The sequence below is a fragment of the Oryzibacillus soli genome, assembly GCF_051594765.1.
Lineage (GTDB): Bacteria > Bacillota > Bacilli > Paenibacillales > NBRC-103111 > Paenibacillus_AR.
Window position 1 is genome coordinate 198592 of the sequence record NZ_JBPPGJ010000010.1, and the last position, 24262, is coordinate 222853.

At 49.3% G+C, this 24262-nt stretch carries 23 protein-coding genes and 1 other RNA gene; 5 read left to right on the top strand and 19 right to left on the bottom strand.

The window, feature by feature from the left end; genetic code table 11:
• Window positions 1-13 precede the first annotated feature (13 nt).
• From ACSEXW_RS15565 to ACSEXW_RS15575, 3 genes are all read left to right on the top strand, one after another.
• On the top strand, window positions 14-583 hold the full coding sequence (locus ACSEXW_RS15565) for an O-acetyl-ADP-ribose deacetylase (RefSeq protein ID WP_438447093.1): 570 nt from the start codon (window positions 14-16) through the stop codon (window positions 581-583).
• Between the two features lie 36 nt (window positions 584-619).
• Window positions 620-955 carry a hypothetical protein gene (locus ACSEXW_RS15570; protein WP_438447094.1) on the top strand — a complete coding sequence of 112 codons (336 nt, stop codon included), beginning with the start codon at window positions 620-622 and terminating at the stop codon, window positions 953-955.
• A 114-nt stretch (window positions 956-1069) separates the two neighbouring features.
• The gene (locus ACSEXW_RS15575; protein WP_438447095.1) at window positions 1070-1258 is read left to right on the top strand and encodes a hypothetical protein; all 189 of its coding nucleotides are present in this window, start codon (window positions 1070-1072) and stop codon (window positions 1256-1258) included.
• 233 nt (window positions 1259-1491) lie between these two features.
• On the opposite strand, the gene ACSEXW_RS15580 is transcribed toward ACSEXW_RS15575, so the two are convergent.
• The 3 genes from ACSEXW_RS15580 to ACSEXW_RS15590 form a co-directional block, all read right to left on the bottom strand.
• Entirely contained in the window at window positions 1492-1926 is a 435-nt protein-coding gene (locus tag ACSEXW_RS15580; protein WP_438447096.1) for a hypothetical protein, read from the bottom strand.
• Window positions 1927-1984: 58 nt separating this feature from the next.
• Window positions 1985-2440: a hypothetical protein gene (locus ACSEXW_RS15585; protein ID WP_438447097.1), complete on the bottom strand. Its 456-nt coding sequence runs from the start codon at window positions 2438-2440 to the stop codon at window positions 1985-1987.
• Between the two features lie 63 nt (window positions 2441-2503).
• A complete protein-coding gene (locus ACSEXW_RS15590) occupies window positions 2504-2848 on the bottom strand; it encodes a hypothetical protein (RefSeq protein WP_438447098.1) in 345 nt (114 codons plus the stop codon).
• A gap of 190 nt (window positions 2849-3038) precedes the next feature.
• Between ACSEXW_RS15590 and ACSEXW_RS15595 the strand changes: the two genes are divergently transcribed.
• The gene (locus ACSEXW_RS15595) at window positions 3039-3401 is read left to right on the top strand and encodes a helix-turn-helix domain-containing protein (RefSeq protein ID WP_438447099.1); all 363 of its coding nucleotides are present in this window, start codon (window positions 3039-3041) and stop codon (window positions 3399-3401) included.
• A gap of 296 nt (window positions 3402-3697) precedes the next feature.
• Here ACSEXW_RS15595 and ACSEXW_RS15600 read toward each other — a convergent pair whose 3' ends face one another.
• From ACSEXW_RS15600 to ACSEXW_RS15630, 7 genes are all read right to left on the bottom strand, one after another.
• Entirely contained in the window at window positions 3698-4162 is a 465-nt protein-coding gene (locus tag ACSEXW_RS15600) for a hypothetical protein (protein WP_438447100.1), read from the bottom strand.
• 238 nt (window positions 4163-4400) lie between these two features.
• Window positions 4401-5690, bottom strand: a complete 1290-nt coding sequence (locus ACSEXW_RS15605; protein WP_438447101.1) for a hypothetical protein — start codon at window positions 5688-5690, stop codon at window positions 4401-4403.
• Window positions 5691-5720: 30 nt separating this feature from the next.
• Window positions 5721-6509 (bottom strand): TatD family hydrolase, encoded by a 789-nt coding sequence (locus tag ACSEXW_RS15610; protein ID WP_438447102.1) that lies wholly within the window; start codon window positions 6507-6509, stop codon window positions 5721-5723.
• A gap of 4 nt (window positions 6510-6513) precedes the next feature.
• The gene (locus ACSEXW_RS15615; RefSeq protein WP_438447103.1) at window positions 6514-7083 is read right to left on the bottom strand and encodes an RNA 2'-phosphotransferase; all 570 of its coding nucleotides are present in this window, start codon (window positions 7081-7083) and stop codon (window positions 6514-6516) included.
• A 162-nt stretch (window positions 7084-7245) separates the two neighbouring features.
• Window positions 7246-9831, bottom strand: coding sequence for a metallophosphoesterase (locus tag ACSEXW_RS15620; RefSeq protein ID WP_438447104.1), 2586 nt, complete (start codon window positions 9829-9831; stop codon window positions 7246-7248).
• A 3-nt stretch (window positions 9832-9834) separates the two neighbouring features.
• On the bottom strand, window positions 9835-11100 hold the full coding sequence (locus tag ACSEXW_RS15625; RefSeq protein ID WP_438447105.1) for a class I SAM-dependent methyltransferase: 1266 nt from the start codon (window positions 11098-11100) through the stop codon (window positions 9835-9837).
• A 392-nt stretch (window positions 11101-11492) separates the two neighbouring features.
• Complete coding sequence (locus tag ACSEXW_RS15630; protein ID WP_438447106.1) at window positions 11493-12932, bottom strand: protein kinase domain-containing protein; 1440 nt, start codon at window positions 12930-12932, stop codon at window positions 11493-11495.
• A 632-nt stretch (window positions 12933-13564) separates the two neighbouring features.
• Between ACSEXW_RS15630 and ACSEXW_RS15635 the strand changes: the two genes are divergently transcribed.
• On the top strand, window positions 13565-13744 hold the full coding sequence (locus tag ACSEXW_RS15635; RefSeq protein WP_438447107.1) for a helix-turn-helix domain-containing protein: 180 nt from the start codon (window positions 13565-13567) through the stop codon (window positions 13742-13744).
• Between the two features lie 69 nt (window positions 13745-13813).
• Here ACSEXW_RS15635 and ACSEXW_RS15640 read toward each other — a convergent pair whose 3' ends face one another.
• The 9 genes from ACSEXW_RS15640 to gpmI all read right to left on the bottom strand — a co-directional run bounded on the left by ACSEXW_RS15640 (window position 13814) and on the right by gpmI (window position 24261).
• Entirely contained in the window at window positions 13814-14935 is a 1122-nt protein-coding gene (locus ACSEXW_RS15640) for a site-specific integrase (RefSeq protein ID WP_438447108.1), read from the bottom strand.
• 209 nt (window positions 14936-15144) lie between these two features.
• Window positions 15145-15507, bottom strand: a transfer-messenger RNA (tmRNA) gene (ssrA, locus tag ACSEXW_RS15645).
• 246 nt (window positions 15508-15753) lie between these two features.
• Window positions 15754-16236, bottom strand: coding sequence for an SsrA-binding protein SmpB (gene smpB / locus ACSEXW_RS15650; RefSeq protein ID WP_438447109.1), 483 nt, complete (start codon window positions 16234-16236; stop codon window positions 15754-15756).
• 130 nt (window positions 16237-16366) lie between these two features.
• Window positions 16367-19060, bottom strand: a complete 2694-nt coding sequence (gene rnr, locus ACSEXW_RS15655; protein ID WP_438447110.1) for a ribonuclease R — start codon at window positions 19058-19060, stop codon at window positions 16367-16369.
• Window positions 19061-19129: 69 nt separating this feature from the next.
• Window positions 19130-19939, bottom strand: coding sequence for an alpha/beta hydrolase (locus ACSEXW_RS15660; RefSeq protein WP_438447111.1), 810 nt, complete (start codon window positions 19937-19939; stop codon window positions 19130-19132).
• A 145-nt stretch (window positions 19940-20084) separates the two neighbouring features.
• A complete protein-coding gene (gene secG, locus ACSEXW_RS15665) occupies window positions 20085-20318 on the bottom strand; it encodes a preprotein translocase subunit SecG (protein WP_438447112.1) in 234 nt (77 codons plus the stop codon).
• Between the two features lie 204 nt (window positions 20319-20522).
• Window positions 20523-21230, bottom strand: coding sequence for a M50 family metallopeptidase (locus ACSEXW_RS15670; protein ID WP_438447113.1), 708 nt, complete (start codon window positions 21228-21230; stop codon window positions 20523-20525).
• A 146-nt stretch (window positions 21231-21376) separates the two neighbouring features.
• Entirely contained in the window at window positions 21377-22669 is a 1293-nt protein-coding gene (gene eno / locus ACSEXW_RS15675) for a phosphopyruvate hydratase (protein WP_438447114.1), read from the bottom strand.
• Window positions 22670-22725: 56 nt separating this feature from the next.
• On the bottom strand, window positions 22726-24261 hold the full coding sequence (gene gpmI, locus ACSEXW_RS15680; RefSeq protein WP_438447115.1) for a 2,3-bisphosphoglycerate-independent phosphoglycerate mutase: 1536 nt from the start codon (window positions 24259-24261) through the stop codon (window positions 22726-22728).
• Between the last annotated feature and the right edge of the window lies 1 nt (window position 24262).

Here is a 24262-nt window from a genome sequence, read left to right on the forward strand (position 1 = left end):
TGGAGGAATACGTGTGGAGGTTAGTGTACAGGTCAATCAAACGATGATTTCCCTGCTTAAAGGGGACATTACGAAAGTAACGGCAGACGTAATAGTCAATGCCGCGAACACAAGCTTACTGGGTGGCGGCGGCGTGGATGGAGCCATTCATAAGGCTGGAGGTAAAAGCATCCTCGAGGAATGCATAAAGATCCGAGAACGTCAAGGAGGCTGCCCTGTCGGTGAAGCAGTTATAACCACAGCAGGCAACCTGCCTGCGTCCTATGTCATACACACGGTAGGTCCTGTTTGGAATGGCGGTAACAACAACGAGATCGAAAAGCTGAAGAACTGCTATAGGAATTCCCTAAGCCTGGCCACGGAACATAAAGCCAAGAGCATCGCTTTCCCGAATATCAGCACTGGTATCTACCGCTTTCCCAAGCAGCTCGCGGCCGATATTGCACTCCAGGCTGTGATTGAGTATTTAAATGCTGTTGGTGACAAGCAAGTAACAATCGAGAAGGTTTATTTTGTCTGCTTTGATGAAGAGAATTATGAGATTTATCGTAAGAAGCTCATTAGAAGATTGAGGAGCTTATAAGAATAGCGATGGAATCATTTATAGGAGATGATCTTCATGGAGAATGTCCAACCTGTAAATCCAGTTCAACCCAGTGACAATAAAGATGACCTTGCCTTTGCCATTGTAAGGAGCATTCTAGATGACATTCAAGGCAGATACGGACTAGACCAGATGATTCTTGGCGGTACCGATAGAACGGAACAGGAAGTCATTATCGCGATGTTTGAAAAGTGGAGACATCTCGTTTCCCACGAGCTACATTTAAGGGGCTTGATTACAGAAAAATATTCAGCAATGGAGACCAATAAACTTAAGAAATTAAGCCTTAACGAATTGTTGGAATTACGAGAGAAGTATTTGAGTCATGACCCCGCGAGCTTATTGGAATAGAAGGACTGATTATTCATCGAACACGCTGCCGGCACTGTTCATTGCGATCATGTTACTGTGATACAAATAATAATCCCTTTATTTACGCGCGAATAATCTTAGGAGGTTAGCAACATGGATACCAAAGTTTATGTATCATTGAATGGAGTTGTTTCTGAAGCTGTTGGCCCTCAGCCGAAGGATGCACTGTTGTTTGTATCTTCAAATATAAGCGTGAAGCAGGTTATACTTGAACAGCGAAAAATTCGCCAGAAAAATAGTCAGTTCATTAAGGAGTGCCTTGAAGAGGCATTCAAAAGATAATTTCTATAAACAACACACCATTAGAATTTATACATCGTTGTATCCATACATTCTACTCGGTGTGTTGAAACATACATTCTACTCCGTAAAAATAAGCGATTCCTGCTTTATAAGTGCTTTCTATATCTCTGTCCTTTCAGCCCCGATAATACGTCCTTTCAACCCCGATACTTTCTCTCAAATTCTTGAGCCCTCGAATTCAGGGAGGGGTAATTCAAAACTTGATAGGATAGTTATGTGGCTCCATTGTCTTCCTTACTCTTCCAGCTTAAAACATTTCTCCACCTTCTGGCTTCCTCAACCTTTTGAACTCTTTCATTACGCCGACTTACTCTTTGATGATAAGCTTCTTGATCCTCAGGACTTATAGTCATTAGTTTTTGAATGGTCTCACTGATATTTGTATTGTACTCACGACCTTTATGCTCCTTCCCCTTGTAATATGATCCCCATGCAACACCTTGATCCCAAGCACTTTGTAGTTCGTATGCTACTTTATCCGCAAGTTCTTCTGTCGGCAATTCCATTGCAGGTATTTCAAATATGCCATCCACTACAAGAACAACAAACTTGCCATCTCGAATTACGGATTTGTACAAGACTCCACCCACCTTCGATGCGGATATAACATAATTAAAAGGCATGAACCCAGTAAATACCGATTTCATGCCTTAACCTCATGACTGTCTAATTTTTCAGTGTCACTTCAATCGGGATTAGCCTCGTCTATTCCGCCCCACTCTCCAACTCGTCCAACATTTTTTGGCATTCTTTTAATTCTCGAATGGTATTCTTCATATTGCCTTCCAATAGTTCCAAACGGGTAGGATACAGCATAGTCCTCCAATTTTTTGGATCTCGCGGCCCCCACGTTCTCTCCAATTCTTCAGGCGACGATGTTGCAATTTCGTTTCCGTAGGCAGAAATTTCCATTTGGCAATCGCGTATCAGGTTCTCTAGAATTAGTCGTTTGATTGAAAGGTCGCTGACATGTTCAACAAGATGGCTAAAATAACGTTCTACTTCTATCAAACCATCAACAGAATCCTGCAAACGACATTTGATCTCATCATTAATTATACCGTTTTCGGTCTCCACATAAACCTCATAGAGCCCCTCCCGAGTTTCTTTGGAGTCATAAAAGAGTGCTCTTCCCGGGATATCACGGATAGTATATATCATTTTTCAAACCTCCACTTATTAGCCGTAGTTTTAGGTTTAGGCTTAGCCCCCACTCCCCCCAAGCTAAACAAACTTAAACAAGTCAATTGGGCGCTCATACGAGTCGGCTACTAAAAATCTGGACAAGTCCCGCTCGATAATGCCCTTCTTCATTTTTGATAGTAGCGAAGCATTCGGCCCTTCGCTGTATGATATACCCGAAATTCGGAATCTTTCCCCTTGCGAATTAACGAGTTCGGTAATACCATCAGGCGTTCGGGTAACCAAAAAGCAATTTGTTACTTGGTCCTTCACCAGATAAAGTAATGGTCCTTGGAGTGAGATATTTTGATACCTTTCGAACCAATACTGTGTTAATTCTTCATTCTCGTCAAACAGTATTATTTGATCGAGCAGTTTCTTATGCATGATTTCATCTCCTCTCTCTCAAAACTATAAAAAATGACCACGATCGATTTATTCGGTTCGTGGTCATTCTTTTAAATATTCAATTTACGATCATTATAAAACATATAAGTTTTTATTTCAATAACTAAACTTATTTCGCACTTATCATTTGTTTACCTTTTTCTTACCCTCTTAATAGTGGGGTGAGAATATGGGTGTGCTGCGAAAGTTAATAGGTGAAAGAATTCGATTAATTCGAAAACAGAAAGGGATTACGCAAGAAGAACTAGCTGAAAAAGCTCAGTTAATGTATCAATATATAAGTGGTGTGGAGAGGGGATCGCGAAACATCTCCATAGATTCGTTGGAAAGAATAATAGACGCCCTAGAGATTGAAACGAGCCAAATCTTCGTGTTCGGGCCTGTAAGTGAATATAAAATCAATGAAGGGGAAACAGATGAGAATTACATATTGACAGTTCACCAGGCAATGTTAAAAGAAAGAAGTATAAATGAAATCAAAGCAATTCATCGGATCACAGAAGAAATCTTAAAATCATTCCAGATCAAATAATAGCACTGTGTTTCTATTTATAAAATTTTCCCCTTTTGTCCATCCCCCAATACTAATTCCCCATATTAAAATTTGAAAATGCAACGCTGCATAATGTATATTCAACCCAAATGTTCTCTCCCCTTCGAGAGACGAGGTGTAATTATAACCACAACCTATTTAATGAGGTCCAGGTAGAAAATTCTCCAAAAAAAATGAGCATCCGCCAGAAAGACAGATGCTTGGTATAGATTTATTTAGTTATCAATAACTAGTCCAAACTATATTGATTACATACAGCTTCGTTCGAATCATCTCTACAACTTGATCATGTCACCGATATTAAGTTTACCCTTAAGATAGTCAATTACTTTCGTTTTTTGTCTCGAATCCAAAAAATCTGCTACTTCAATCAGGTCACCATCATGAACAAGGTACCAAACTCTATTTTCTGCCCATTTTTGGGTCCTTTTATTGAAAAATCCTTCGAACCTCATTTCGATGATATCGCCTTGTCGTGCAGAAAAGGAACCTGAAATGGTGTCCTTCTTGTAACCTTTTTGGTAACTGAGCCTATAGAAATCCCTCTTAAGTTCATCATTTTCATAATAAAGTCGCGCGATATAAGGGCTCTTGCCCCTCGTTGGATCTGCAGTTATGGATTCCGTAAAGGTGTACTCTTTTTCGTTTCCCCTTTGTCGACTTGCTATTAAACATTCAATTTGTTCCTTTAGTTTCTGAAGATCCTCAGTAGTCAATGCCTCAAGCTTCATACTATGCATGTATCATCACCTCATATATAATTTTCTAATTAAACGCTTTACAAATCTTAATTTTGGTGTCCTCCCTTCGGGGAAAAATAAAAAGCACCCTTTACGAACAACGGGCATAACCCTGTTGTGTTAGGAGTGCTTCTCCCCTTCGTAAAGGATGCTTTGGCATCACTTTTATATTCGATTACCTTTAATTTATATTATTGATGAGTTTTTTGCAAGTGTTCAATCTACGTATCAAAAGTAACTACTTAATGTCAGAGACTACTTTTTGTCCGGCGCTTGTGCTTTTCATCCCAAGATCACGGATATCCGGATTACAATCGTGCATGATCTCATTTCGAATAGAATCCGACAGTACACCATTCAACAACATAACTCCAACACAGCGCCTTCGGCATTGGGTGCAAAGCCCTTTCTTATAAAGTGCAATCAGAATCTCTTGGCATAGTGGAGTCCGATTATTTTCGAATATCTTTAAAATGCTGAACCCGACACTATGAAACGCATCCCTATTGTGACTCTTGAAAACAATTTGCTCTAATAGGTGTAAATCGTCATCGGAATAATTGTGTATGAAGAGGTCCAACGCATCGATTTCAGTTGTCCGCTCCATGATAAGCTTGATTGCAAGCTGGTGTATCCGCTCATCCTTGATATTATTTAGGGCGCTAATGGCTAGCGAACGTACTCGTCTATTTTTCGAGACCGCCAATTCAATTAGCTTGTGTGGATCAAGCGGGAAAACTGCTTTGGCGAAGATATACAGATAGGGCAATAGCCTTTTTGGGGTATTCTCTTCCAGCAGATCGTTTGCTGCCTTTAAAAGATCTTCTTTAGCGGCACGCTGCCCCCATCTGATGTAGCGATATAGACCTCCAGGGCTCTTCCCCATGGTCGTCTTCAACTCATCATAAGACACTAAGTGAAGCGGCCTCGATTGGGTATATTCTTCTTGGTGGAGTGATGAATGCACGAATGCCTGAATAAACGCATCACCCTGGCTCTTGATGAGATCTGTTACCTCCTCTTCCCCTATTTGTTCATATGCGAACTCCAGCAGTAATTTACTCTCCTCATAATCGGAGGACAAAATCTGCTCTCCAATCCGGCTTGCCACAAACAAGAAGCCCTGTTCCCCTTCAACCTCTATGATCTCTTCCCCGCCAATGAAGCTGTTCCAATCTTCGTGGTAACGGAATGCTTTCTTCATGGTTTCTACTGCTGTTGAATGACCGTTAAGGGCAGAAATTTTCGCTAAGCGGTATACCTGCAGCAAATCCCATCCGTCTATATCGCTCTTCAAGGCCGCGAGTATCCGTTCTTGTAGCTGTTCGGATTCGTTGGTGAGCTGAATGATCTCCCAAAGATATTCTTCCCTGCTTATATCGCATTGGGGGTCATAGGCTGTATTCTTAATACAGGCTTGGTATATAGCATCCATATGCTTATTAGTAAGTCTGGGAGAATGCTTCAAATAAAGAATGACACTCCCTAACCCACGGGCCAAATCATAACGAAATTGATTTATTCGCAATCCTGTTCTCCTTTCAACTTTCTTTCGTGATCACAAAAGGCCGAAAAACTTCACCGCAGTCTCCGTTGTCGCTTTAGCAACCTCTTCCGTGGGTCTGCCTATGCATTTTGCTACGGTTTGCAGGATGTGCGGCAGGAAGGCAGGCTCGTTCCGTCCCTCCGCCGGCTTTTCCTTTAGATCCCGCGGAGTTAGAAAGGGTGCATCCGTCTCAACCATCAACCGGTCGAGCGGAAGCATTCGGACAAGGTCCCTCAGATGCTTGCCTCTTCGTTCGTCACAAATCCAGCCGGTAACGCCAATATGGAAGCCCATTTCGAGGTAAGCCTTAAGTTCTGTATAGGTTCCCGTGAAACAATGGACTACCGCTTTTTGAACCGCGTTTACCTTCAGGATTGCAATAAAGTTTGAAAAAGTCTCCCGTTCATGCAGAAACAGCGGCATCTTAAGCTCCACCGCCAACTGAACCTGCTGAATGAACCATTTGCGCTGAACATCCCGCGGCGAGAAATCCCGGTTATAATCCAGTCCGCATTCCCCTATGGCTACAACCTGCGGTAATGCCGCCAATTCCTTAAGCTTCGTAATTGTATCCTCGTTGCAGTTCTTCGCATCATGAGGATGAACTCCTGCAGTAGCATACAGCTTCTCTGGGTAACGTCCTGCGTAGCGTGCTGCTTCTAGACTGTTCCTCAAGCTCGTCCCTGTAATGATAAGCGGTGTCACATGGTTGGCCAGTGCCCTCTCGACGACTTGCTCGCGATCTTGATGGAACGTACGATGCATCAAATTGACGCCGATATCAACGATTGGATGATTCATGATTCTAGTGCCCTATTTCTTCGTTTTCTACCACGGAGCAACAACCTGGCGGCACGCTGTCAGCCAACCACACTTCGTTACCCGCATAATAAAATGTGACTCGCAGTTGCTGTGCGTTTACAGTGTCTACCTTAAGAATCACCAGTTCTCCTCTGCGGCTGCCCGCGAGTGCCGCGAAATGGGTGCCCTCCGACAAATGAACATACTGGCGGTTCATTGGACTTATGCCGTCCTTTAATATCGATGAGAGAGCTTTCTTGTTTGTGCCGTGGTAGAGAACAGCTGGAGGCTCGCCTGGAGCGTATTGCACTTTATTATGGCTGTGACCATACCTGGCTCTTATGCGGTCGGCTTCGATCTCAAAGCGCTGCTTATCCGAATTCTGGACCACCTGCTCGATATCTTCCTGTTTCACCCACTTCCATTGAGATTGGGCTTGGATGACTTCCAGCAAAATACTTAGTGGACACGAACCGTCCATGGGATCTAGGACAACGCCAAAATCCTCAGGGGAATGCCGAAGAATCTTGGTCATGAATTTGCTTAAGCTTTTTTCAGTTGCTTGATTTAACATGGCCACACTTCTCTTTCTATAGAACTTATACCGTTCTTCCAGTAATTTCATTATACCCTTACCGATTGTTCTAGAGATGGGATTATTTCATTCCTACCCAAACGTTCCGCAATGTAAAAAAGAGTGCCTGAACCAAAGAATGGCTCAGACACCCTATCACGATTATAAACGCGGATCAATCTCGCGCTCTTGCGCAACTTCAAACAACAGATTGGCCGCGATTTCCTTATAGACAGCATGTTCTGGTGCAATCTCATCCAATGGCACCGCCAGCATTTGCATCCCCAGTTGGTACTCATTAAGCGAGGTACGAAGCTTTTGATTCACATTCTTCTGCTTGAGCAGCTTTCGGTATTTGTGCGTAAACTTGTAGTCGTATCCATAGATGATAGACAAATAATCGGGATTTCGCACCTTCATATAGGGAACCGTTTTACCGTTCCATAGCTCGGGCTTGATTACGATCCCCTCCATATGGTTCTCCATCGTCAGCTTCGAAAAGTAAAGCTCTGCCTGCTCCAGATACCCCGGCTCGGAGAGATCCAGCGTAAGTGCCTCGTCCTCCGACAGAAATCCGTACATCTCGGAGGTCTTCCATGCCGGAATTTCCTCCTTCCCATCCTCGTATACGATTTTCAAAATAGCAAACGGCTTATACTCCATTGCTTCATCTACCGCATACAGCTCCAGCTGTCTTCTGTACGTTTGATAGGCCTCTATATGCTCCGACAACGGGACATACGAATCCTGAATCTCATGGACGTATTTATAGTTTTGATACACACTTGGACCATACTTCTCGCTTAAGGCGGACTTTCCGATATGATGCTGGTCCTTTTCAAATCCGCTCGCTTCGTATTCGGCTATAAGCTTGCTGTATGCTTCTTCAAAGCCATGTTGCTGCAGGAAGGTCAGCTCGGTCTCCAGCGCTTTCTCAATGGGCTTGAACTGTCTATCGATCAACCCTTCACCGAGCGCCTTCCACGGCAGAAGCTCTCCGTCCAGAATGAGCATGGCAATCTTCCGTTGTTCCATATACTCACCGAATTTTTGCAGCAGCTTGCCGTAAATCTCCGTCAAATCAACTTGGTTAATCTTATAACCATTGCGGCTGACAGCATAACACTGATCCAGGTCCTTCTGCAGATACACGTTGCAGCGTGATCCCATATACTTCGGCTGCAGTACCACCTGCTGAACACCGCGCTCCCTGAAATAATCAAGACCCCGCTTCAACGACTCGAGTTCATTCGTCTCGTCGTTCTTATCCGCCGGAGACATCGTGCCGGATATGAAGTTGATTTTGTTACGCGAGCAGTAATGGAGTCGGCGGATGTCATCTTCCCCAAGGTCTTGAATGGAAACCTTTCGTTCCACTTTAAATAAGGTCTGCAGTTCCTCGGTAATCACCGCTTGTCTGGACTTATGGGACTTCATAAACGGTTTATACGAAATCGATACAGAGGTCAATTGATTACCATGTACGCTGCCCGTGTCGATATGAAGCTTATTCCCGATCCGGAAAGACTGTTTTGCCGCGACGTGTCCGAACACGTGATAGGGATGGTTTTTGACCGACTCCTCCTGCAGAAAAACAAGCTGCTCCTCCAGTGGAGCTTCTCGATCGATTCGGAAATTCCTTTGATGCCGGACCGAATTCGTATCCAGCTTACCAATGTACTTATTCCGGCACGGAGCGTGAGTGACATAGAAGGATGACCCCCTGGCCCCCACATACCGATAAAATGGCTTCGACATCGAGACTAGATGTTCAAATTTCTGCAGCAGTTCAGGATCATTCAATAAAGTTTGTGTCGAGTCAAAATACGTTTCGAGCAACTCTTGATCAACACCGCTAATCTCACCCTTGATGTACTTGCTAACAAAATTTTCATGGTTCCCAAGCACAAAGTAAAAATGTTCCTGGTTATCATACAAAAACTCAACGGTTTCCCTCGTCTGCTTGCCCTTGTCAATCCAGTCGCCAACCAAAATCAGCTTCGTATGCTTTAGCTTATCAGCCACGATCAGCTTTCCTGCTTCGATCTTGTATCCATGGTCGAGCAGCAGCCCCTTAAGATCCTCCACACACTCGTGAACGTCGCCGATGATGATGTACTGCTGGTCCTGGGGCAGAATACTCTCCAAGTACGCATCCACATCTTCCGTGATCACTCTATACTCGGGATTCGCCCTTCTCTCCTCGGACACATAAAAGTCTTTTGCACGCACTTTATGAATTTTGCCATATCCCTCGCGGGGCAGCGCACGGAGGACCTCCTTTTTCAGCCGATTGATGTGATTGGTGATCAGTTTCTTGGAGCGCTCCGACGCATAGTAATCTTCCCGCTTTCGGTAATCGAAGACGATGACCTCAAGGTTATAGTTGTTCTGAAATGCAATTTCCTTTACCTTAGCCCGAAAATCCTCGGAGAGCCCAGTTGTATCGACGACAACAAACTCCGCATTGATTGGAAAAGACGTCGCCATCCTCAATCTTTCAAATAATAGGTGAAAGGCTTGTTCGCTAGCCTCGAGCATGACCTGGTCGTACTTGTCATATTCATACCCAAGGACCTCCTGTCGGATCTGGTCGGAAGATAAATATTGAACATTGGTCCTGACACCCCGGCTAATATCCTCAAATCGCAGACCGGGAATCAGTACCTCCTTAGCAAACGTTGTTTTGCCGCATTCCGTTGACCCAACCAGCATGAAAATCGTGTGAACCTTCGTTTGGATATCCATCGATCAGGCCCCCCTTTTCTTGAGAATGACACCCTGCGTCGTTTGAATATGATTCACACCGTCTCCGACAGCAACGAATTCGGCATGTAAATTCGTATCCTGAATGACATCCTGCATCCAACGTTGGAACGCCTCTTGGCCCATTTCCCACTTGTGATCATCATGCCGGAAGTCACTCAGCTCGTAGAAGCGGTTAAAGTCGGCATTAGGCGTCGTAATGATGAATCTGTCAAAATCAACATGGGTACAAATCTTGTGAATCAGCTTTTTAGCCTCAACCTGACTCATATGTTCGATAACCTCGGTTAGGATCACATCAACCTGCTCCCCGTTGTAGCTCTCCAGGAACAGGTCAATTGAGCCGAATGTCACGATGTTATCAATCTCCTTGACCTCCGCTTTACGCTGTACCTTCTCCAGCAGCTCCTCATTAACGTCGACCGCATAATAGCTGCCCTCGATTTTCCCTGCAAAAGGAATCGCATAGAATCCTTCTCCGCAGCCCACGTCCAAGATCGACTTGTCAAAAGCTAGCGCGCTTCCGATATAATTTCTCCGCTGCAGCGCTGTGCCCCCGTATGCGAATCGAATTTCATAGCGTTCCGTTTTCTCAAGCTCCGCTTTATATTTTTGGAACCGGTCTCTGGAGTTCAGGAAGTTCCGAACAAACAGGCTGCGAATATAAAACGGCGCATCGATCACATTCATGCTTTTAATGTACTTATCCAGGATGCTCTCCGAGATATCGATATATTCGTTTCCGAACATGGAGAGGAATAAGCATAATACACTAACGGCATGGAGCAGTTGGTATAGACTCTTCTTCGTCGTAACGGTGAGAGAGTAGCTCTTATGCGCGTGATGAGTGATTTCGAAAGTAAAATCCTTTAGATGCTTCTCGAAGAAGTCAATATACCGGACGAGTTCGATATGTATCATATTGATGAAAAAGGTATGTTCATAGCCGTCCCCATCGCGTTCGTCCTGTGCCTTAAGCGGAGCAGAGAAAAACTCGTTAATGGCATTCAGCGGAAACAAGGGTGTATTGTACCTCGACACGTTCAGATATTCGAAGTTGTCATTTTCGTGCTGTTTATAGGAAATCTCATTGTCCGCATCTTTGAAATACACGTTATACGTCTGTTCATCGGTGTACCAGCCGTACGCCATGCCCCTGCGGATCGAGCGAAGCTGCATGCCGGTGTTCGGATTTTTCTTGATCAAAAATGAAAACTGCGGATTGGTGGATCTGATTTGGACGATTGCCATATGGATCGACTCCTAATCTACTTGTTAACGATATCTTAGCTTAGATATATGCTGACGAACATGGTGAAAGTATTACGAAGGGCGGCTTGAACAAAAAATCCACAAGCTTTATCACTTGTGGATCCATATAAGGAGCTATTTGATTTTCATGGTGCTTGTCCACGCGGTGACATTTTACATGCACCGTATGCGGATAACGCCGCTACTCTGATTGAAACTGTTATAGTCAGCTTCATCCTTGATATTACTGGTTTTTTAGTGTTCGCATCTTGTTCCATTTGGATCATTTAGAGTAGTTGGGGATAAAGTTGGCCACCAATTTGTCCCAATCCCCAGTGTTATTCAAGTATTATCTTTTTAGAGTATTTTTCGACCATAATTGTGCAGGCATATCAAGGAAAATTGATGATGTTCGCCTGGTCCCTTCTGGTATCCAGATTATCTTGGACACTTGACCTCCTAGCTTTCTCTTGAAGTTGTGCTTCGTAACATAATAAGGAATCAAACGTTTGTTTCTCATGTAACAATAACTTTAGAGTGGAGATTGAATGATACAAGATTAATATGTCAGGAATACCATACTGTTTCAAATTTTCATGGACAAATAGCCTTGTAAATTCTATAAAGTCTGGAATAAAAGATACAGGGTAAAGTTCCAATAAAAATGCTATCCATTGTTCTAAGTTAAAGCTACAATTCTCTAATTGTTTAAGTGCGACTTGCAAGTCATCGTTTTCAACGACATTTAATAATTGATTTGTAATTTTCACGTTATTATCTTCTGTCAGTTTTAATAATATATAGAGCATTACTATATCATCAGAATCATTAAAGTGTTGCTCATATAAAGTGTTAAGTTCTATGGTAAGAGCTTCCGAGATAGCGTTAAACATGAATTCTAATTGTTTCTGTGTCAAGAATCCCTGTGCATGAAAAATTATAGCATCGACATTTAAACATGAACTCTTAGCTATAGCATTTGCTATCTCTAGGATGTCCTCGTTTTCAAGATTTCGATTATTTAGTAGTTTCGTTACTATTCCCAATGAATCCAAAGATTCAAGCAAGAGCTCCGGTGGATACATATCTTCTTTAAGCTTTTCTTGCGTTAATAATATAAACTCCTTGGATTCACGTAACAATTTTAGCGCAGTCTCAAGAATTTTTTCCGATTCCCTTCTTTTAGTTTGATTACGGCTTGCATCTCTAACAAATAAACTCGTACCAAAATCGAGAATTTTTAATTCAATATCCCCGTTTATTTGTTCCTTAATCATTATGTTTTTATCATGAAGATCTCCATGATAAACTCCTATAGAGTGACACTTCTTCATTACATCAATAATTTGATTGAGAATGTAAACTTTGGTAGCCATATTACACTTTGAATTTTTCAGGAGCCAGTCTTTTAGCGTCTCTCCATCAAACCATTCCATTATACTAAAGGGATGCTTGCCTTCTTTCGTCACATCAGCCTTATAAACTGTTACTATTCTGCTGTCGTGTAGTCCAGAAATCTTTTGAACTTCCTCTAAGTATTGATCAAATGACAAATTATAGTGGGGGTCTCTTCTTGATTGATTTGGTAACCAAAATTTCACTGCGCAAAATCTATTTAAATTTTTTTGCTTACACTTAATTACAACTCCATTTGCCCCTGTTCCAGCTGGTTGAATGAATTTCTCGATATCATCCATAATTATTTGGTCCCACGATTCAAGATTACTTTGGTATTTTGCAATCCAGGTATCAAATGTCTCAGATCCACTGATATCTAGCGGTAGTAAAGATACGCTATTAACTGTAATATGAAAATCATTTATTTTCCTCATTGATGGTGGCCCCTTTGTAGAAAGAATTTTTAGGCAAATCCATTCTTTCGATAACATCACGCAATGTTTTCATATAACCTTTACATATCACAACACGCTTATCATATGAGATATAGTATGTAGGTTGATAAACCAATTTTCTATATCACAATGGGCTATACTTTTCACTCTTTCCACTACAGTATTATCAACATAAAAGGTCCAACAGCAACACTATTTTAACACTAAGTCCCATATAATAGAATTCCTAGACACTTGACACACTGCACTTTCTGTTTATTGGGAACATACATTAATGCACCGTTTCACAATCCATATACACTTGACTCAAATGGGAGGAGAAATTATACTTAACTTATACCATTTGTTTCATTACTCCTCTTATTTCCGCCAAACGGACGGAAACATTCTAATTGAAGTTCTAATCTATCTTTTTTGTATTCTTTAAATTTGAGTAAATAAGCATATCCAAAGCCCATTTATGGTAGAGAGCCTTCTTCTGCTACTGAAATGGGCTTTTTTGCGTTCAAAATAGACTAATCGTATGCCGCCTCCCCCTTCGATGATGGCGGCTGAAAGGGGGATCACAGTACCAACTATACCTATACGAACAGGACAGGAGCGCGATTCATATGAATCAACAATCTCAACTTTTGACAATCGATGAAGCAAGAGAGATCCTCCGTGTTGGCCGCAATGTGATGTATGAACTGATCAGAACCGGCGGTGTTCCTCATATCAAGATCGGCAAGCAGATTCGAATTCCTCTGCAGGAGCTTGAAGACTGGGTGAAGAGACAATTGATTGCCTAAAGTATAAAAGGCAAGCGAACCCGACTTAATTACAATCAGGTTCGCTTGCCTACGTTTCCTTCTATTCAATTAGTTCCGTCTTCCCAACGCCTGGCTCATCGCGGATATAGTCTTCTTATGCGTCTTATCGAATCGATGGGTATAGATTTTGTTCGTGGTCCCTAGATCGGAATGGCCCAGTGCCTCGGAGATGGCCTTCAAATCAACCCCCGCATCGTACAGGATACTTGCGAAGGTATGCCTCAAGTCGTGAAGCCTTATCTTTGGGAAGTTGTTCTTCTCCAGAAACTCCTTGAACCGCTCCGTTACGGAATTCACCCGATAGAGCTTGCCGTTATCTTGAACGTATACGTAGTCACTATCAAAATATTCGTCGCCCAGCATACGTCTGTTCTCTTCCTGTCGCTCCTTTACCTTTAAGAGAACCTCCAGCAGCTCATCTGTTACATAGAGTACTCTCCTGCTTCTCTCAGTCTTCGGAGTCTTCACAACCTCTTGGCTGCCCGCACAGGTACGAACCTCTACGATATGAATAAGCCTCTCATCTAGATCAACGTATTTCCATCGCAGCCCCATGATTTCTTCTCTTCTCAAGCCCAAATACCCGGCGAGATGTACCGGCAGTTCCAGCCTTGTATCCTTGACGGCATCAAGCAGTCTATTCATCTGATCTCTGGTATAGGATTGACCAACAAAGCGCTCTTTCTTAGGCAGTGTGACCGCGTCACATACGTTCCTGTGGACGAACTGCTGCTTCAGGCCATAATCCAACGCCTTGCGAATACATGCGTGGTGCTTATGTACAGTGTTCGGCTTGAGGCCCTTGTCATCCATCAGATGCTTGTAGTATTGTTGAATAAAGGCCGGCTGAAGCTTCTGAAGCTCGATGGCTCCGAGATAGGGAACCACATGATTATTAATGATATTTTCATTGGAGTACTTGGTTGTTTCTTCACAGTTGTATTTCACATAATTGTCCATCCAGTGTTCCAAAAACTCGGCAAAGGTCATTTTTGATGTCTGGACGAGCAGATTACGCTGCTGGTTATACTCAAATTCATTCAGCAGCTTCTTGGCTTCCGCCTCGGACGAGGCAGTAGTATATTGTCTGATTCGTTTCCCTGAACTGTCTCTTCCGAAATCAAAGGTTACCCTGAATTTTGTCCCGACTTTTGTAATATTACCGGCCACACTACCACCTCATCTCAAGCTAATCGCAGGGGAGTCCCCTACCTCAAGATTATGATAGCATCATCTTTATCAAAACGTTAGTGAACCACCTGTAGCCCAATGGACTACAAGCTATCTCAAAAATGAGGGGTCCAAAAAAGTTTGGGCTACATTTGGACTACAATTCCATCCCTGAAAAGGCGAAAACCCGCTCCAGGAGCGGGTTTTCAGTATGGAGGCGAGGGGAGTCGAACCCCTGTCCGAAGATAACGCCACACAGGCTTCTACGGGTGTAGTCACAGTTTTGATGTCACCCGAGCGACGCCCCGTAACCGGCTTCGCGTTGGGTCAGCCTGATTGTCTTCTTCAGCACACCCCAGGCGGAGATGTGACAGCGTATCCCACTAAGAGTGAGCCCTTATCCCGCTACATGGGCGATAGAGAGTAAGAGCCTGGAGACCGTTATTAGGCGGCCAGAGCCAGAGTTTGATTACGGTTGCCGTTTAATAGGCGTTCGCGTTGTTAAAGTGGCCGCAGCCCCACTACCCGCTACCCATGCTCGAACTATCCCCGTCGAATCCAAAAACGCCCCCGTGTTAGAAGGGAACGTCCCCGCTCATGACCGGTGGCCCGAAGGCGCCGCGTCGATCAGCGGAAGGATCGTCAGGCTCGTGAGAGCCGAGTGCTCATCGGCCGTGCCGTTGGTGGCGGCTCAGCTCGATGTAAATCTAGTATAGCACAGCCCGTCTGCTATAGCTAAGCCTGATTGATGGAAGCTTAGCCTGTTGGATGGCAGGGCTGGTATTGCTGCTGTCCTCTGCTCGAAGTGGCCTCTACGCTTACCGTGCCACCTTCTGCTTCTCCCGCAGCGCCCGCTGGATATCGCGGTCGGCGTCGCGCTTGGCGGCGGTGTCGCGCTTGTCGTAGTTCTTCTTACCGCGGCCCAGGCCGATCAAGAGCTTGGCGTAGCCGTTGCGGATGTAGATCTTCAGCGGCACCAGGGTGTAGCCCTCCCGCTTGGTTTCGCCCAGGAGCTTGTGAATCTGCGGCTTGTGCAGCAGCAGCTTACGGGCCCGGGTGGGATCCGTCGGGTTGAAACGGTTGCCTTCCTCGAAGGGGCTGATGTGCATGTTGTGGATGAAGGCCTCACCGTTACGGATGGTGGCGAAGCTATCCGAGATGTTGGCCTTGCCCCGCCGCAGCGACTTGATCTCCGTCCCTGACAGCACCATCCCGCATTCATACGTCTCTTCGATGAAGTAATCGTGGGAGGCTTTCTTATTCTGGGCGAGCGTCTTGTGGTCCTCTGTCTTCTTGCCCATGATCCTTCACTCCCTAAGCGACCCGAAGGCCGGCAAGGGGCGCTCGGATCTTGATATGTGGCTAGGAGCTAATTGTAGCAACTCCGCTGCCATAAATCAAGGTTCCGGCCGCCCCCGCCAATGCTTATAGCTATTTTTTCCGCTTCTTCACGGCGCCGACGTAGAACGGCGTTCCGCCGTTGCCGTCGAAGCCGGTGCCGCGGCGCTTGCCGCCTCCGGTGTTCTCGGAGCTGCTGATGGCGTCGCCGGCCCGTCCGGTGGTGCGGAAGTCATCCGCACCACCTCCGCCACCGCCGCCTCTGCGGCCCTCGCCCCGACGGCCACGGCCTCCCCGGCCGCCGCCACCGCCGCCAGCTCCGGCCACGCCGCCTACGCCGACTGCCGCGCTATCGCCCTCGGCAACGCCCTCGCGTGCGGACGGCCCGCCCAGCGCGATGCCGCCGGCTCCCTTGCGGGCGCCCTTGCCGCCGCCATTCCGGCCGCCTCCGCCGCCACCGGGGCCCTTGCCTCCGCCGCCTTTGCCGCCGCCGCTCTTGCTACGGCCGCCACCACCGCCTCCGCCGCTGCCCGAGCCGCCGCCGAAGCTGCCGAACCCGCCGGGGCCCCGCTTGCCGCGGCCTCCGCGCCCGCCTTCAGCTCGGCCTCCGTTGCCTTTGCCGCCTCGGCCTGCCGGCGGGCCGCCCTTATTCTCGCGCGGCTTCATATCCACCATACCGAAGTCGATGGTATGGTCCGCCATATTGACGCGCTCGACGCGCACCTTGACTTCGTCGCCGATGCGGAACATCCGGGACGTCCGCTCGCCGATAAGCGCGTGCAGCTTATCATGGTAGTGGTAGTAGTCATCCGCCAGATCGCTCAGCCGGATCAAGCCCTCCACCGTGTTCTGCAGCTCCACGAAGATGCCGAAGTTAGTCACGCTGCTGATGATGCCCTCGAACTCCTCGCCCACCTTATCCAACATGAACTCAGCCTTCTTGAGCGCATCCGTCTCCCGCTCGGCATCGACGGCCACCCGCTCCCGCTCCGAAGACTGGCGGGCGATATCGGCCAGCCGGGCGTGCAGATACTCGGTCCGATCATCAGACAACGAGCCTTTCTCCAGTACCTCGCGCATCACGCGGTGGATGATCAGGTCCGGGTAACGGCGGATCGGCGAAGTGAAGTGGGTGTAGTACTCCGCCGCCAAGCCGAAGTGGCCCAGACTCTCCGCCTCGTAGCGCGCCTGCTTCATGGACCGCAGGAGCACGGTGCTGATGACGGTCTCTTCCTTGGTCCCCTTGATATCCTCCAAGAGGGACTGCAGTGCCCGCGGATGAACCGTATTGCCCTTGCCGCGCACCGTATAGCCGAAGTTGCTGATGAACTCCATGAAGTGGAACAGCTTCTCCGAGTCCGGGTCCTCGTGGATCCGATACACGAACGGCACCTTCATCCAGTGGAAGTGCTCCGCCACCGTCTCATTGGCCGCCAGCATGAACTCCTCGATGATCTGCTCCGCTACGGAGCGCTCGCGCTTCACGATGTCCGTCGGTTTGCCGTTCTCGTCCACGAGAATCTTGGACTCCTGGAAGTCGAAGTCGATGGCGCCGCGCTTCATCCGCTTCTGGCGCAGCTTCATGGCCAGCTCTTCCATCCGCTTGAAGTCATCCACCAGCCCGGCGTACCGCTCCATCAGCTCCGGATCCTGCTCCGTCAGAATCCTGCGGACGTTCTTGTACGTCATCCGCTCCGTCGTCTTGATCACACTTGTAAAAATCTCATGCCGCACCACATTAGCGCCCGCGTCGAACTCCATCTCGCAGGACATGGTCAGCCGGTCCACCTGCGGGTTCAAGCTGCAGATGCCGTTGGAGAGCCGGTGCGGCAGCATGGGAATAACCCGGTCCACCAGGTAGACGCTGCAGCCCCTCATATAAGCTTCCCGGTCCAGGGCGGAATTCTCCGTCACGTAATAGCTGACGTCGGCAATATGTACGCCCAGCAGGTAATTCCCGTTCTCGAGAATCTCCACATTGACCGCGTCGTCCAGGTCCTTGGCGTCCTCGCCGTCGATGGTGACGATCCGCTTATGCCGCAGATCCCGCCGGCCCTTCAGATCCTCCTCGGAGATCACGTCCGGCACCTTCTCCGCTTCGGCCAGCACCTCTTCGCTGAAGCCCTCCGGCAGCTGGTGCTTCCGGATGATGGAGATGATGTCCACCCCCGGGTCATCCTTATGACCCAGAATCTCGATGACCTCGCCCTCGGCTGCAGCCCGTCCCTCCGGGTAGTGGACAATGTTCACGACCACCTTCATGCCGGTGACCGCGCCCAGGAACTTGTCCTTCGGAATGAAGATATCCCGCGTGATCCGCTTGTCGTCCGGGATCAGGAAGCCGTAGGTCTCTTGGTTCTCGAACGTCCCCACCACCTGGGTGACGGAACGGGTGACCACCTTGACCACCTCGCCCTCCATCCGCCCGCCGGCCGGGCCTTTGGTGCTCACGCGCACCAGGACGATATCGCCATTCATGGCGCCGCCCATATCATTGGCGTGGATATAGACGTCCGGATGGTCCTTATCCTCGGGCAGCAGGAAGCCAAAGCCCTTGGCGTGGACCTGCATCTTGCCCTTCAGGAGATTCATCCGCTCCGGCACGCCGTAGCGCTCATTGCGCGTCCGGTAGATGGCCCCCGTGTTCTCCAGATGGTTCAGAAGCTTCAGGAATTCCTTGAATTCCGCCGCATCCTCCAATTGGAAGTGCTTCTCCAGCTCCTGGTAGGTCAACGGCTTATAGGCCGTTTCCCTCATAAAGTCGAGTAATTCCTGTTCCGTCATCATTCAAGCGTCACCTTCCCCTTTATCCTTAGTATGATCCGTCTGTCCGGGAAATAACGCTGGCAGCGAGCGTTATGTCAAGCGGGCAATGAACTGCCCGATGTCCTCATAGACCTGCTCCCGGTCCGATTCCAGCAATATGCCGTGGGCGCTGTTGGGATACACCTTCAGCTCCTTCAGCTCGGAGGCCACTTTCTTATAGATGAACGGCGCGCTGTGCGGCAGCGAGGCCTTATCCAGCTCTCCCTGTCCGATGAACAGCGGCACCCGTACCCGGTTCAGCTTCTTCTTCACATGGAACAGCAAGCGGCGAAAATGCACCACGCACTTCAGCGGCGTGCGGTCATAAGCTAACGACTCGCTGGTGATGTGCTCCGCTCCCGGCGGTCTTCGCTTCGAGACATACTTCACGAAGAACGACAGCAGCCAGGCGAACACTACCTTCCGGCTGCCCAGATGGATTGGCGTGGCCAGTGAGACGCAGCCCGCCACCTCCTCCTCCATCGCCAGCTTCAGCGACAGCAGCCCGCCCATCGAGTGGCCGATGGGGATGATTTTGCGGTAACCGGCTTCCTGCAGGCTCTCATACGCTTCCTTCACCGCCCGCCACCAGTCTCGGAAGCCCGTCTGGATCATGTCCTCCGGCGTGGTCCCGTGTCCCGGCAGCAGCACCGCCTTCACGGTATAGCCCTGATCATGCAGGTAATATCCCAGCCGCCGGAACTCCGACGGCGAACCCGTGAACCCGTGGATCAGAAGCGCCACCGTCTCCGCATTCGGTCCGAACCCCGGCAGGAAAAAAGGCTCCGGCGTCCTGAATTTTCTCTCCATCGACTCAATTGGCGCGGCACTCTGCTCCGCGGGCATGGACAGCGATTGCATACCCGGCTCCTCCCTCCGATATACCTAGTATGATCTCTTTCTCTACAGACTCCAGGAGTAAAATAAAAACAGCAGGAGTAGGTCTCCTGCTGTGAAGTTTCGATGATGGTGGCACTATTCAATTGCGATGGTGCATCGCCCCGGCTTACTTCACCAAGAAAGCTACAACCAAGGAGACGATGATGAAGCTGACAGCCAGTCCCATAGTCACGCGGGACAGCAAGAGATCCAGTCCACGGGCCTTCTGCTTGCCGAACAAGTGCTCGGCGCCCCCGGTGATCGCACCGGACAATCCTGCGCTCTTCCCCTTCTGGAGAAGGACTACGCTGATGAGACCAATCGAGATAATAACCAGCAGCACCTTCAAAAACACGACCATCGATGTGTACCTCCCAAAGTTTCAAGAGCTTTCCAGAGAAAGCCCGAACAAGTCATATTGCGAACAGCATAAAGTATTGTACCATACGCCCAGGTAAAACACAACCTCACCGCCCTGCCGGACGTGAGTGTTGCACCCATCAAAAAAGCGTAACTTCAAGCGGTTCTCGATGGAGTATCCCTGCGTCAGGGCCTCCACCGCGGCTTACCGCACCTCCGGCGTCACAGTCCCCCATGCCCGCTTCTGCTTGCGCTTGCCGCCGAAGAAGCTCTGCAGCGCCCGCTTGGCGCACCACAGCCCGAATAGAGTGAACCAGGACGCCCAGAAGACCGCAGGAAACGCCGTAACGGAAGCCAGGAGGGAAGCATCCCCCGCCTGTCCCGGACGCTGCATGGCCATCAGGAAGAGCGAGAAGGGGCCGAAGACGGATTCCTCTAGTGTCAGGAAGGCCACCAGAAGGTAGTACCAGCGGGTGACGGTCTGACCGCCCCACAGCATGACGACGGCATTCAGGGCAATGAAGCCCGCCAGCCACACCATGCCGTAGCCGTTGCGGACGAACAACGCCAGGGACAGCGCCGCCAGCAGGGTGATCAGGAAGAGGCCTCTCCGGTGCAGTTCCCGGGCATGCAGAGCGAACAGCAGCCAGGCAAACAGCGAGGCGGTCATATAGCCCGCCAGGGACACCGGCAGAATGGCCCAGGACCGGGTCATCATGCTCCGGGTGACGCCGCTATGATCCGCATACAGCTCGATGTACATGACCTTGCCGGACAGCGCCAGGGTCACGGCGGCATGTCCGAACTCATGGATGGTTGTGTCCAGGTACCGGAAGAACGACGAGAAGGGAATCAGATGGGTCAAGAAGGCGGAGCCGATCAGGAACAAGACGGTCAACAGCCATTTGTTCAATGAATCTCCCTCCTCGGGAACGAGTGTGATTATACGCCTATGCTAGCTTATGCAGCGACCGGATGCAACTTGTGCAAGCTCCGTCATCACCGGCGGCCAAATAAAAAACTCCGGACCATGATGGCCCGGAGTCCTGATGCATTCGATTATTGGAACTTCTTCATGTTGTAGAAGGCTTTTTTGCCGGCGTATTGAGCCACGTAGGACAGTTCGTCCTCGATGCGGAGCAATTGGTTGTACTTCGCTACGCGGTCTGTACGGGAAGGTGCACCGGTCTTGATCTGGCCCGCGTTGGTCGCAACCGCGATGTCAGCGATGGTGCTGTCCTCGGACTCACCGGAACGGTGGGAGATTACAGCGGTGTAGCCTGCGCGCTTCGCCATTTCGATAGCGTCGAAGGTCTCGGTCAGGGTACCGATTTGGTTAACCTTGATCAGGATGGAGTTGCCGATGCCGTCCGCGATGCCTTTGGACAGACGCTCGGTGTTGGTTACGAACAGGTCGTCGCCAACCAATTGCAGCTTGCCGCCCAGCTTCTCGGTCAGCAGCTTCCAACCTTCCCAGTCGTCCTCGGAGCAGCCGTCTTCGATGGTAACGATCGGGTACTTGTCAGCCCAGGAAGCGAGCAGGTCAACGAACTCAGCCGGAGTGAAGGACTTGCCTTCGCCTTCCAGGTGGTATTTGCCGTCTTTGAAGAACTCCGTGGAAGCAACGTCCATACCCAGGAATACGTCAACGCCCGGCTTGTAGCCTGCACGCTCGATGGCGGTCATGATGGTGGACAGTGCCTCTTCGTTGGAGCCGAAGTTCGGAGCGAAGCCGCCTTCGTCGCCTACTGCAGTGTTCAGGCCTTTTTCCTTCAGAACGGACTTCAGGTTGTGGAAGATCTCGGCGCCGCAACGCAGAGCTTCCTTGAAGGATTCAGCGCCAACCGGCAGAACCATGAACTCTTGCACGTCTACGTTGTTGTCGGCATGTGCGCCGCCGTTTACGATGTTCATCATCGGAACCGGCAGAGTCTTGGCGTTGAAGCCGCCCAGGTAGACATACAGCGGAACGTCCAGAGCGTCGGCAGCAGCACGTGCTACAGCCATGGAAACCGCCAGGATGGCGTTAGCGCCCAGCTTGCCTTTGTTCGGGGTGCCGTCCAGCTCGATCAGCTTGGTGTCGATGCCGACTTGGTCCAGAGCGTCCAGGCCGATGATTTCCGGTGCGATGATGTCGTTGACGTTCTCAACGGCTTTCAGTACGCCTTTGCCCAGGTAACGGGATTTGTCGCCGTCACGCAGCTCAACAGCTTCGTGTGCGCCGGTGGATGCGCCGGACGGTACGATGGCACGGCCCATAGCGCCGGATTCCAGGTAAACTTCTACTTCTACAGTCGGGTTGCCGCGGGAGTCGAGGACTTCGCGTGCGTATACGTCGGAAATGATAGTCATGATTCGGATTCGCTCCTTAAAGGGTTATAGTGTGGTGATTCGGTAAAGAATCTTGCTTATTCTACGATGCTGGTGCCGGTCATTTCGGCCGGCTTGGCGACGTTCAGGAGCTTCAGCATGGTCGGAGCGATGTCCGCCAGGATGCCGCCTTCACGAAGCTTCACGTTCTTATCGGTCACGATGAACGGAACCGGGCTGGTGGTATGAGCGGTGTTCGGGGAATCGTCTGCATTGCGAACGGTTTCCGCGTTTCCATGGTCCGCTGTAATCAGCGCCACGCCGCCGGCCGCCAGGATGGCGTCCATCACCTTGCCCAAGCACTCGTCAACCACTTCTACCGCCTTGATGGTGGGCTCCAGCATGCCGGAGTGGCCGACCATATCCGGGTTGGCGAAGTTCAGGATGATCACGTCATGCTCACCGGACTTGATCTCGTTCACGGTGGACTCGGCCAGCTCGTAAGCGCTCATCTCCGGCTGCAGGTCGTAGGTTGCGACCTTCGGGGAATTGATCAGCACGCGCTTCTCACCCGGCAGTTCAACGTCGCGGCCGCCGCTGAAGAAGAAGGTAACGTGCGGGTACTTCTCGGTCTCGGCGGTGCGCAGCTGCTTCAGACCGTTCTGGACCAGCACTTCGCCCAGCGTGTTATCGAGGTCCTTCGGCTTGTAGGCAACATAGCCTCCGACGGTCTCGGCGAACAGCGTCAGACAGACGTAGTGCAGGTTCACCGGACGCTTCTCGCCGCGGTCGAAGCCGCGGAAATCTTCGTTGGTGAACACCAGGGACAGCTGAATGGCGCGGTCCGGACGGAAGTTGAAGAAGATGACGGAATCGTCGCTCTCCACCAGCGTCAGCGGCTTGCCGTTGGCATCGGTGATGACGGTCGGCAGGACGAATTCGTCATAGACCGCTTGGGCGTAATTCTCCTCGATGGCCTTGACCGGGTCGGTATGGGTAGGGCCTTCGCCGTACACCATAGCACGGTAGGATTTCTCCACCCGCTCCCAGCGCTTGTCGCGGTCCATGGCGTAGTAGCGGCCTTGTACAGTGGCTACCTGGCCCACGCCCAGCTCCTTGGTCTTGGCGACCAATTGCTCCATGTACTTCTTGGCGCTGTCCGGAGCTACGTCACGGCCGTCCAGGAATGCATGGATGTAGACTTCCTTCAGTTCTTCCTTCTTGCACAGCTCCAAGAGGGCGAACAGGTGAGCGATATGGCTGTGCACGCCGCCGTCGGACAGCAGTCCGTACAGGTGCAGCTTCTTGCCATTCTTCTTCGCGTGGCGAACGGCACCGAGCAGAGTCTCGTTGTCGAAGAATTCGCCGTCACGGATGGACTTCGAGATACGGGTCAGGTCCTGATACACGATCCGGCCTGCGCCGATATTCAAGTGTCCTACTTCAGAGTTGCCCATTTGGCCTTCGGGTAAACCTACGGCCTCTCCGCACGCAGTCAGTGTCGTGTACGGATATTCGGACTTCAAACGGTCAAAATTCGGCTTCTTCGCCTGCGCTACAGCGTTGCCTTGAACGCCGTCGCGGAGACCGAAGCCGTCCAGTATGATAAGGGCTACCGGTTTGGGTCTGGACATC

Coding starts and splice junctions, on each gene's coding strand:
- ACSEXW_RS15570 (WP_438447094.1), top strand. CDS start 620: ATGGAGAATGTCCAACCTGTAAATCCAGTTCAACCCAGTGACAATAAA.
- ACSEXW_RS15575 (WP_438447095.1), top strand. CDS start 1,070: ATGGATACCAAAGTTTATGTATCATTGAATGGAGTTGTTTCTGAAGCT.
- ACSEXW_RS15580 (WP_438447096.1), bottom strand. CDS start 1,926: ATGAAATCGGTATTTACTGGGTTCATGCCTTTTAATTATGTTATATCC.
- ACSEXW_RS15585 (WP_438447097.1), bottom strand. CDS start 2,440: ATGATATATACTATCCGTGATATCCCGGGAAGAGCACTCTTTTATGAC.
- ACSEXW_RS15590 (WP_438447098.1), bottom strand. CDS start 2,848: ATGCATAAGAAACTGCTCGATCAAATAATACTGTTTGACGAGAATGAA.
- ACSEXW_RS15595 (WP_438447099.1), top strand. CDS start 3,039: ATGGGTGTGCTGCGAAAGTTAATAGGTGAAAGAATTCGATTAATTCGA.
- ACSEXW_RS15600 (WP_438447100.1), bottom strand. CDS start 4,162: ATGCATAGTATGAAGCTTGAGGCATTGACTACTGAGGATCTTCAGAAA.
- ACSEXW_RS15610 (WP_438447102.1), bottom strand. CDS start 6,509: ATGAATCATCCAATCGTTGATATCGGCGTCAATTTGATGCATCGTACG.
- ACSEXW_RS15615 (WP_438447103.1), bottom strand. CDS start 7,083: ATGTTAAATCAAGCAACTGAAAAAAGCTTAAGCAAATTCATGACCAAG.
- ACSEXW_RS15620 (WP_438447104.1), bottom strand. CDS start 9,831: ATGGATATCCAAACGAAGGTTCACACGATTTTCATGCTGGTTGGGTCA.
- ACSEXW_RS15625 (WP_438447105.1), bottom strand. CDS start 11,100: ATGGCAATCGTCCAAATCAGATCCACCAATCCGCAGTTTTCATTTTTG.
- ACSEXW_RS15630 (WP_438447106.1), bottom strand. CDS start 12,932: ATGAGGAAAATAAATGATTTTCATATTACAGTTAATAGCGTATCTTTA.
- ACSEXW_RS15635 (WP_438447107.1), top strand. CDS start 13,565: ATGAATCAACAATCTCAACTTTTGACAATCGATGAAGCAAGAGAGATC.
- smpB (WP_438447109.1), bottom strand. CDS start 16,236: ATGGGCAAGAAGACAGAGGACCACAAGACGCTCGCCCAGAATAAGAAA.
- rnr (WP_438447110.1), bottom strand. CDS start 19,060: ATGATGACGGAACAGGAATTACTCGACTTTATGAGGGAAACGGCCTAT.
- ACSEXW_RS15660 (WP_438447111.1), bottom strand. CDS start 19,939: ATGCAATCGCTGTCCATGCCCGCGGAGCAGAGTGCCGCGCCAATTGAG.
- secG (WP_438447112.1), bottom strand. CDS start 20,318: ATGGTCGTGTTTTTGAAGGTGCTGCTGGTTATTATCTCGATTGGTCTC.
- eno (WP_438447114.1), bottom strand. CDS start 22,669: ATGACTATCATTTCCGACGTATACGCACGCGAAGTCCTCGACTCCCGC.
- gpmI (WP_438447115.1), bottom strand. CDS start 24,261: ATGTCCAGACCCAAACCGGTAGCCCTTATCATACTGGACGGCTTCGGT.